The sequence below is a fragment of the Paramesorhizobium salinisoli genome, assembly GCF_003335045.1.
Lineage (GTDB): Bacteria > Pseudomonadota > Alphaproteobacteria > Rhizobiales > Rhizobiaceae > Paramesorhizobium > Paramesorhizobium salinisoli.
This window is the reverse complement of record NZ_QOZG01000040.1, coordinates 1-7323: the sequence shown is the minus strand read 5'-3', so window position 1 is coordinate 7323 and position 7323 is coordinate 1. Positions and strand designations below refer to the sequence as shown.

Annotated in this window: 8 protein-coding genes and 3 pseudogenes; 4 read left to right on the top strand and 7 right to left on the bottom strand. The window is 54.6% G+C overall.

Annotated elements, in window-relative coordinates; genetic code table 11:
* Positions 1–263 precede the first annotated feature (263 nt).
* Entirely contained in the window at positions 264–524 is a 261-nt protein-coding gene (locus tag DUT91_RS27030; RefSeq protein ID WP_245419990.1) for a hypothetical protein, read from the bottom strand.
* 36 nt (positions 525–560) lie between these two features.
* Positions 561–983 (bottom strand): transposase, encoded by a 423-nt coding sequence (locus DUT91_RS27025; protein WP_281032643.1) that lies wholly within the window; start codon positions 981–983, stop codon positions 561–563.
* A 61-nt stretch (positions 984–1044) separates the two neighbouring features.
* On the opposite strand from DUT91_RS27025, the pseudogene DUT91_RS27020 reads away from it, so the two are divergent.
* Positions 1045–1349, top strand: a pseudogene (locus DUT91_RS27020) (VOC family protein).
* 36 nt (positions 1350–1385) lie between these two features.
* Here the strand turns inward: DUT91_RS27020 and lysS are convergent.
* From lysS to DUT91_RS27010, 3 genes and pseudogenes are all read right to left on the bottom strand, one after another.
* Complete coding sequence (gene lysS, locus DUT91_RS24170; RefSeq protein ID WP_245419988.1) at positions 1386–2627, bottom strand: lysine--tRNA ligase; 1242 nt, start codon at positions 2625–2627, stop codon at positions 1386–1388.
* Entirely contained in the window at positions 2606–3334 is a 729-nt protein-coding gene (locus tag DUT91_RS27015) for a hypothetical protein (protein WP_245419986.1), read from the bottom strand. The genes lysS and DUT91_RS27015 overlap by 22 nt, the downstream gene beginning before the upstream one ends.
* Before the next feature lie 517 nt (positions 3335–3851).
* Positions 3852–4076, bottom strand: a pseudogene (locus DUT91_RS27010) (IS110 family transposase); the annotation flags it as partial.
* Positions 4077–4330: 254 nt separating this feature from the next.
* On the opposite strand from DUT91_RS27010, the gene DUT91_RS24160 reads away from it, so the two are divergent.
* The 3 genes from DUT91_RS24160 to DUT91_RS24150 all read left to right on the top strand — a co-directional run bounded on the left by DUT91_RS24160 (position 4331) and on the right by DUT91_RS24150 (position 5481).
* On the top strand, positions 4331–4594 hold the full coding sequence (locus DUT91_RS24160; protein WP_114442946.1) for a type II toxin-antitoxin system RelB/DinJ family antitoxin: 264 nt from the start codon (positions 4331–4333) through the stop codon (positions 4592–4594).
* Complete coding sequence (locus tag DUT91_RS24155; RefSeq protein WP_114442944.1) at positions 4581–4862, top strand: type II toxin-antitoxin system YafQ family toxin; 282 nt, start codon at positions 4581–4583, stop codon at positions 4860–4862. Before DUT91_RS24160 ends, DUT91_RS24155 begins: the two co-directional genes overlap by 14 nt.
* 112 nt (positions 4863–4974) lie before the next feature.
* Entirely contained in the window at positions 4975–5481 is a 507-nt protein-coding gene (locus DUT91_RS24150; protein WP_114442943.1) for a GNAT family N-acetyltransferase, read from the top strand.
* On the opposite strand, the pseudogene DUT91_RS24145 reads toward DUT91_RS24150, so the two are convergent.
* Both DUT91_RS24145 and DUT91_RS25675 read right to left on the bottom strand, forming a co-directional pair.
* Positions 5478–5986, bottom strand: a pseudogene (locus DUT91_RS24145) (IS5 family transposase); the annotation flags it as partial. The gene DUT91_RS24150 and the pseudogene DUT91_RS24145 overlap by 4 nt on opposite strands.
* Before the next feature lie 741 nt (positions 5987–6727).
* On the bottom strand, positions 6728–6958 hold the full coding sequence (locus DUT91_RS25675; RefSeq protein ID WP_147272278.1) for a hypothetical protein: 231 nt from the start codon (positions 6956–6958) through the stop codon (positions 6728–6730).
* Positions 6959–7323: the final 365 nt, after the last annotated feature.

Here is a 7323-nt window from a genome sequence, read left to right as displayed (position 1 = left end):
CGCCAACAGTCCAACGCCCACCGGATAACCGGAGGTCATGGGATTACGGCGAGTAAGGGTCACGTTTGCGATCATGGCGTAAAAATGCGTCCAGTTCGCGCACTTGTCAATCATGGATGCTTCCTAGCAAATCGGAGCGGTCAGGAGCCGGCGCAAATTAGGCAGACTGTCCTAGTCTTACTGCGTCACAAATTGGTGGATTTTAGTGGGCATTGTCCTGTAGCAGCATGGACATCGTTGCAGGCTGCGACTGAGTGCGACGATCACGTGTCTTCGAACAGTGGCAAGATCTGCCCAAAAACCCGATTTGTCTGCTTCCTGAGGTGCGAGGCAGTCATGGTCAAAGGGTGCTTTTTTTGGGCCTGGACAACACAAAATGGGGCGTTTGATGCCCGCAATGCCACGATCAGACTCGGCACACCGACAAGGGTGATGGCTCTGCGGATGTTGTAGGCAAGCGCCGTCAGGCTCAACTCGCCACGAACGTTGTCCAGCCGCGGCATCAGGAACACGCCCTGGTTCATCTACTGCTGATCGTGCCGAACGGATGCTCGACGCTTTCACGCCGCTGATCGAGGATGTCCGGTCGGGCGGCGAGTCGTGCCGCCATGCGGTCGAGAACGGATTCGTTCTCCAGCCGCGAGACGCGACGGAAGCTTTTGGTGCAGCGTTCGCGCAGATGGCGCGGTTGGTGTAAGCAACCAGATGACCTCGATGCCGCGGCGTGTTTCGGCTTCCAGCCGGCGGCTGGATCGCACACGGTTGATATACCCGTACACGTAAAGCTTCAAAAGGTCGGCTGGGTTGTAACCCGGACGGCCGGTCTCCTTCGCCGCCACCCGCACGAACCCGGCGGCGACAAGATCAAGATCGTCAACGAAGGCGTCAATGAATCGGACCGGGTTGTCCGGCCCGACACAATCATCAACCGCTTCCGGCAGAAGCAGCAATTGAGAGCGGTCTGTTCCTGAAAGATGCGCCATGGCAAACTCTATCATGAGCGCTGATGCAGGTGAATCGAACAGGGTATATTTGGAGGGCACTTTGCCACTTAGCCGATTGGTGATTTACGCCAAGAATGTCGAGGAGACGGCGCAGTTCTGGTCGCACAGGATGGCGGAGCCAACATAATGCTGCATTCCGCAGCGAAAGGGCAACGAAGTGGCCAAACGACCGTCAAGCTGGTCTTCGATGTCGAGGACATTGAGACATTCTGTGCGCAATGCGCCAAGGCCAGTCTGATGTTTGGGCCGATCCATACGGCAGACGGCTATCAATTCGCCAACGCAAAGGATCCGTGCCGAAATTCAATCCAAGTTTCCAGCCGAGCTTTTCGGAAGGACCGTTGAGGACTTTTCAGACGGTCTGTAGGACTTTCGCGACACCTAATTAGTATCGTGGGTAAGCGGGCGCATAAGAGGGAAGGCGATCACCTCGCGGATGGACGGTGCACCAGTTGCAAGCATCGCTAACCGATCGATGCCGATGCCCAACCCGCCGCTTGGCGGCATGCCGAGTTCCAGTGCACTTAGAAAGTCAAGATCGAGCGACTTGTCAAACTCACCATTCGCGATTGCAGTCTCTAACTGAATCTCAAGCACCTTGCGCTGCGCTATGGGATCATTCATCTCTGAGAATGCATTAGCTATTTCCATGCCAGCACAATAAGTTTCGAATCGTTCCGCAATGCGAGAATCTTGCGCAGACGGCTTGGCAAGCGGCGAGATGTCGGACGGAAAGTCTACAACATGGGTTGGCTCCCAAAGCTTCTGTTCAACCTTTTGCTCAAAAATCTGCTCGATCACTTCTCCCCACGAGGAAGCGGACTTGGTGTCCTCGTCCAACACTCCCGCCGCGATTTTCGCCAAGGTCGCATGATCGAGGTCCCTGACGTCTACGCCGACGGCCCGGCTCGCTTCATCAATCATGCTTAGCGAACGGAATGGCTGAGAGACGTCGATATCCGAATTTGGGCCGACAAGGCTTCGGCCTGACGCATGGCTGACTGAATCGCGAACGATACTTTCGACTAGTTCTTTCATATCGTGGACGTCTGCATACGCCTGATATGCTTCCAGCATTGTGAATTCCGGATTGTGCCTGATCGACAAGCCTTCATTCCTAAAATTTCGATTGAGCTCAAAGAGCTTATCGCTTAATCCCCCAATCAACAGCCTCTTCAAATAGAGCTCGGGAGCAATGCGCAGGAATAGGTCAATATCCAGCGAATTATGATGTGTGGTAAACGGCCTTGCGTTAGCACCACCGTAAATGGGCTGAAGCATTGGAGTCTCAACTTCCATAAACCCACGAGAAGTGAGCAGGTTTCTGACGGCAGAGACAACCCCAAATCGCGCCTTTAACCTGTCGCGACTGTCCTGGTTTGCGATGAGATCGGCAGAACGTCGTCTATAGCGCTGTTCTACATCCACCATCCCGTGATATTTTTCGGGTGGCGGGGTAAGGGACTTTGCAAGAATGTGTAACTCACTAACATCCACAGTGAGTTCACCACGCGATGTGCGCCTGACACTTCCAGCCGCCTGCATGAAATCGCCGATGTCAAGATTGTTTAGCAGCGCCAGCAAAGCCTCAGGCGCAGCTTTCAGGGCGGTGAAGAGCTGCAATTGATCGGTTGCGCGAATACGTCGATGAACATCCCACTGTTTCGGATGGCTGTGACTCGACCAGCCACAGAAACGATTTCGCTTGTGGCTTCCCCCGCTGCCAAACCATCAAATCGCGCACGCACTTGCGCACAGGAACTTGTCCGATGCGACTTTGCGGGATAAGGATCTATGCCGAGAGCTCTCAAACGCTCCAACTTTGCGAGTCGGTTCAGTCGTTCGTCATTCGATGGAGTCGCTTTTGGAGTCACTCTTGTCATCAGTGGTTGTCTCCTTGTTATGGTAGCAGCGTTGAGCGTGTTTGGGACTGGACGCAACCGAGGTTCAAGCAAATACTGCTCCAGGTCGCGCTGTGGCAGGATGGGACCGGTGAGATGCACTCGATCCAGCGCCACATAGGACGCTTCGGGCCCGTAGCCTCCGTACGGCAGGTATCCACGCTCGTGCTCATGGAGATCAGTGTTCCAAAGCACGGTGTCCGGGGGGTGGTACTGACTCAAATCAAAGTCCCCTTCGAGCTTTTGTCCGAGGAGGGTGACGTACATTGCATTCCGGCGGTAGGCGCTGGTCCTGAAATAGCCGTTGAGCTGATCGAGACTGTCCCACGGTTGTAGAGGGATCACTGGCGCGAACCATTCCATATAGCTAGGGCCCTCCCGCAACGGAAACTCCGAAAGACCCAGATCTATGACAACGAGATCGAACATCTGATCGCTCAACTACCCAGATGCGATTTCCAGCGTCTGAGTGCCGATGACTAGACAGTCGCCCACGCTCGCCTTCACTTCAGCTATGAGGGCCAAGCGCATCAAGTCCCCGTCTTCCACAACGAGTGCCCGATCCGTGAGCGCTGTCCCAACCCATCTCAAGTACAAATTGCCTGTGCAAACCTCGAAAGAAAAGGGATGCCACCACCCCTATTTTAGGACGGCTCGAGGGTGGGTCGAGGATAGGCTCTGACTCATATGTGGAACGGCCCGGTTGGCAAGGTTTTTCAGCGCAAATCACCTCTGGACGGTGCAGTCATATGTCCGGCCTGTGAGCGCGGTCATTGACCGCTGGCCACGATGAGATCCGCGATGTCGATCGCCTAATCAGTTTTGCGCGCTTAAAGGCGCAGTGAGTCAGACGGTCTGATCGACATCGAGGTATCGCCCCTCGGGTTCATCACGCTTTCGTACCTTGCCGCTTTATCCCGACGCAGAAACGCCGGGAATTCTGTTCCTATGCTTCTGCCATCGCTGGCGCTTGGTATGTGCCGCCCTTGACCAAAATCGCCCATATCGTGCGGACCATCTTGTTAGCCAGCGCAACGGCTGCCACCTTGTAGGGGCGTCGTGCCATTATTGAAACGACCCAACCAGGTAGCTTTGAACCTCTGCGAGCCTGTTTCAGAATCGATGTAGCACCGACAATCAGTAGAGTTCGTAACTGCTTGTTGCCGCGCTTCTGTCAGCATCGAACACCAATCAATGCACCAGAGCGCCGAGCATTCCAGAAGCGCGGGCTATCCGGTCGCTCCGGCTGACAGATGATCAAAAGCCCGATGAAACAGCGGTAGCGATATTTCCGGACGTTTGGTTTTCGACGGCCGACCTGTCGCGGAAATCCTAAAATCCACGACAGACCGGCGAGGCGTCTTGTCAGCGCACAGCGGAAAGCTTATGTGTATTGCAGTGAAATACACATATTGAGGTGCTGACATGGCCGCAAGTCGCATGGTGCAAGCTCGTGTGCCGGGTGAGATTCAGGACGTTGCCAATCAGGTCATTCAGGCGTCGGGCCTAACTGTGAGTGACGTGGTGCGTGTGCTCATGACACGGATCGCGCAGGACAAGGCGATTCCGTCTGTGCTGTTTCAGCCGAACGCCGAGACGCTGGAAGCGTCCGCGGAGATCGAGCGGGGCGGCATGAAGCGGTTCGAAACGGTGGATGCGCTGTTCGACGACCTTCATGCGGACGATTGAGCGCACGACCGCCTTCAAGCGGGATTTCAAACGTGAGGCGAAAGGGCGACACCGGGGCATTCTAGATACAGAACTGCGTCAGGTGATCGTGGCGCTTGCGAGCGATGAACCGTTAGAGCCGCGCCACCGGGATCATGCCTTGTCGACCGACTGGAAGGATTACCGGGACCGCCATGTAAAGCCCTATCTGGTGTTGATCTACCGGCTTATCGGGGAGGATCGGCTTATCCTGGCGCGGCGCGGATCGCATTCAGAACTCGACCTGTAAGTGGACCAGTCCCAGGTTTCGGAGGTTTTCGCGACAGCCGCTTTCAGGGGTATCGCCACCGCTGGCAATCAGCCCTAGCCCTCGGAAACCTATTTAATACTGGAAATTATGTATGAATTTTAGGATCGCCCAACCGTCTGATGCGCCGATACTGGCAGCCATATCAATCGAAGTCTGGCTCGGAACTTATATCCGGCGAGGAGTGAACGCCTTTTTCGCAGAATATGCGCTGAATGAGTTCACATCGGACAAACTCAGGGCGCTACTCGAAGATCGGAATGAGCACGTTATCGTGTCAGAGAACGAAGACGGCCTTGATGGATTCATTCGCGTCAGCCACGGGAAAGCGGCCCCCCTCGCGAACTGTTCCACCATGGAAATATCAACCTTTTACGTTCAGCCCCGCCACCAAGGGAGAGGACTCGGAAGGGCGCTGCTAGAGCAAGGGTTGGATTACGCGCGGGCTGCTGGAAGCCCATCGGTCTGGCTGACAACCAATTCTGAAAATACTCCTGCTATCGCCTTCTATCTGAAGCAAGGTTTCGAGAAGGTCGGAACCACGCAATTCCGCATCCAAGATCAAGCCTACTTGAACGATGTGTTCAAACGGATGATCTAGGAGGCGTTGACAAAGTGGCGCATCCACATGCGGATTGAGACGATGTGGATGAAGCCGAGATAACTGTCTGCAGTTTTATCGTATCGGGTTGCCAGCCTTCGAGCGTTTTTCAATTTGTTGAAGCAGCGTTTGACCATGTTGCGCAGGGCGTAGATTGCGGTATCGACGGGCAACTGGATCAACCGATTCCTCTTGGTCGGGATCATCGCAATGCCGCCGCGTTTCTCCATATCTTCACGAATGAAGTCGGCATCGTAGCCCTTGTCGGCTAGCAACACCTTGGGCGGCGGCCCGTCTGCATTCATGACAGGCATATATCCCTTGAAGTCGGAGGATTCGCCGCCGGTCAGCGCAAACGCTGTGGGTAGGCCCATCGCGTTGATGCGGAGATGGATCTTGGTCGTAAAGCCGCCTTTTGAGCGGCCAAGACCCTGACGCGGAGTCCCCCTTTAGCACCGGCTGAACAATGGTGCGCCCGAATTATTGTGCTGTCGCTCATTTGAAGGCTGGGATTGCCGCCGCCGACCTAGCGAATCAAATCCTGGTCTTCCACAACGAGGGCCCGATCCGTGAGCGCTGTCCCAACCCATCTTAGGTACAAGTTGCCTGTGCAAACCTCGAAAGAAAAGGGATGCCACCACCCCTATTTTAGGACGCTCGAGTCTGGGTCGAGGATACATGTTAAAACCGGTCATTAGGGCTTCTGTGGTGGTGACCGGATCAATTTTGTGATCCGACCGATGATGCCTCGGCTGGCCCGTCACTGAATTTTTTCCACTATTTGACGAACAACGAGATCTGTATCAGCGGCCAAACGTACAATTTCGGCGACGATCTGCGGTGAGACGGGTGGGCGGGCCGAGCTGCTTGCCCCGGAACCGACCCCATCATGCCCCGACCAGCGCATGCTGCACATCGTCCTCGATCGCATCCCGCGGCTCATGACGTAGCGGACGGGGCGCAGACGCCTCGAACGAACCAACGAACCCGCCCGATCGCAACCCGCAAACCCCTCCCGCCAATTACGACCGATCAACTCCGGCGCCGATGAGGCTCGTCAAAAAGCATCGCAACGCCAACCAGACGGCCCGTCACGCCGCCGATGCCCCATTGCTGTGCACCAACGGGCTAGCGTGTTCACCATACGCCTTAATCAAACATGGTCTAATCGTTACAAACATTTAGATGTGATGAAATCAGCTCGGTATACTCCCCGCATGCCGGGCCGGATGGCGCCGTAGCGCGATCAGTGGTTTTGAGGCATGATAACCGCAAAAATACGTATATTCGCCTCGTCGTGAAGCAAATGACTGACGTCTTTTACGATCGCTCTACCCAATATATGAGAAGAGATATTTGTCTTATCTTCAAAATAAATTGTATCGCCAACAGATGGTTTGGCTTGCAGCGCCATATTCTTACGCAGTATTTCTCCCTTATTGCTATCTACTACAATTATTTCACAAGTAATGCGCATCGTGCGCTCCTTCCTTCGTTAATGGTAGTGGTTATTCGTTAATCGTCAATCGTTCTCGCGCTCCCAATGGACGCATTCACAGTATCAATTGCTCTTCGCGCGCTGCAAACGGTTGAAATGAACGTCTTCGAGTAAAGGCGTGTGAATTAGGAATATTGCGCGTAAGTGCGGCAAATAATAGGGGTGCTGGCGCCCCTAGTTATTTGCTTCCAAACGGCGTTTTCTACCAGTCACCTTCGGGAGGAACCAAATAATGATTTTAAGGAAGCTCAGTTTCCCTGCCGCCATTCTTCTCGGATCGCTTCTGATGGGTGCCAGTCCCACTCTCGCCGAAGCCGTTCTGCACCGTGGCAATAGCGCGGAAC

Excerpts from the sequence above, each read along its gene's own strand:
- DUT91_RS27030 (WP_245419990.1), bottom strand. The coding sequence starts at position 524 with ATGAACCAGGGCGTGTTCCTGATGCCGCGGCTGGACAACGTTCGTGGC.
- DUT91_RS27025 (WP_281032643.1), bottom strand. The coding sequence starts at position 983 with ATGGCGCATCTTTCAGGAACAGACCGCTCTCAATTGCTGCTTCTGCCG.
- DUT91_RS27015 (WP_245419986.1), bottom strand. The coding sequence starts at position 3,334 with ATGTTCGATCTCGTTGTCATAGATCTGGGTCTTTCGGAGTTTCCGTTG.
- DUT91_RS24160 (WP_114442946.1), top strand. The coding sequence starts at position 4,331 with ATGGCCGCAAGTCGCATGGTGCAAGCTCGTGTGCCGGGTGAGATTCAG.
- DUT91_RS24155 (WP_114442944.1), top strand. The coding sequence starts at position 4,581 with ATGCGGACGATTGAGCGCACGACCGCCTTCAAGCGGGATTTCAAACGT.
- DUT91_RS24150 (WP_114442943.1), top strand. The coding sequence starts at position 4,975 with ATGAATTTTAGGATCGCCCAACCGTCTGATGCGCCGATACTGGCAGCC.
- DUT91_RS25675 (WP_147272278.1), bottom strand. The coding sequence starts at position 6,958 with ATGCGCATTACTTGTGAAATAATTGTAGTAGATAGCAATAAGGGAGAA.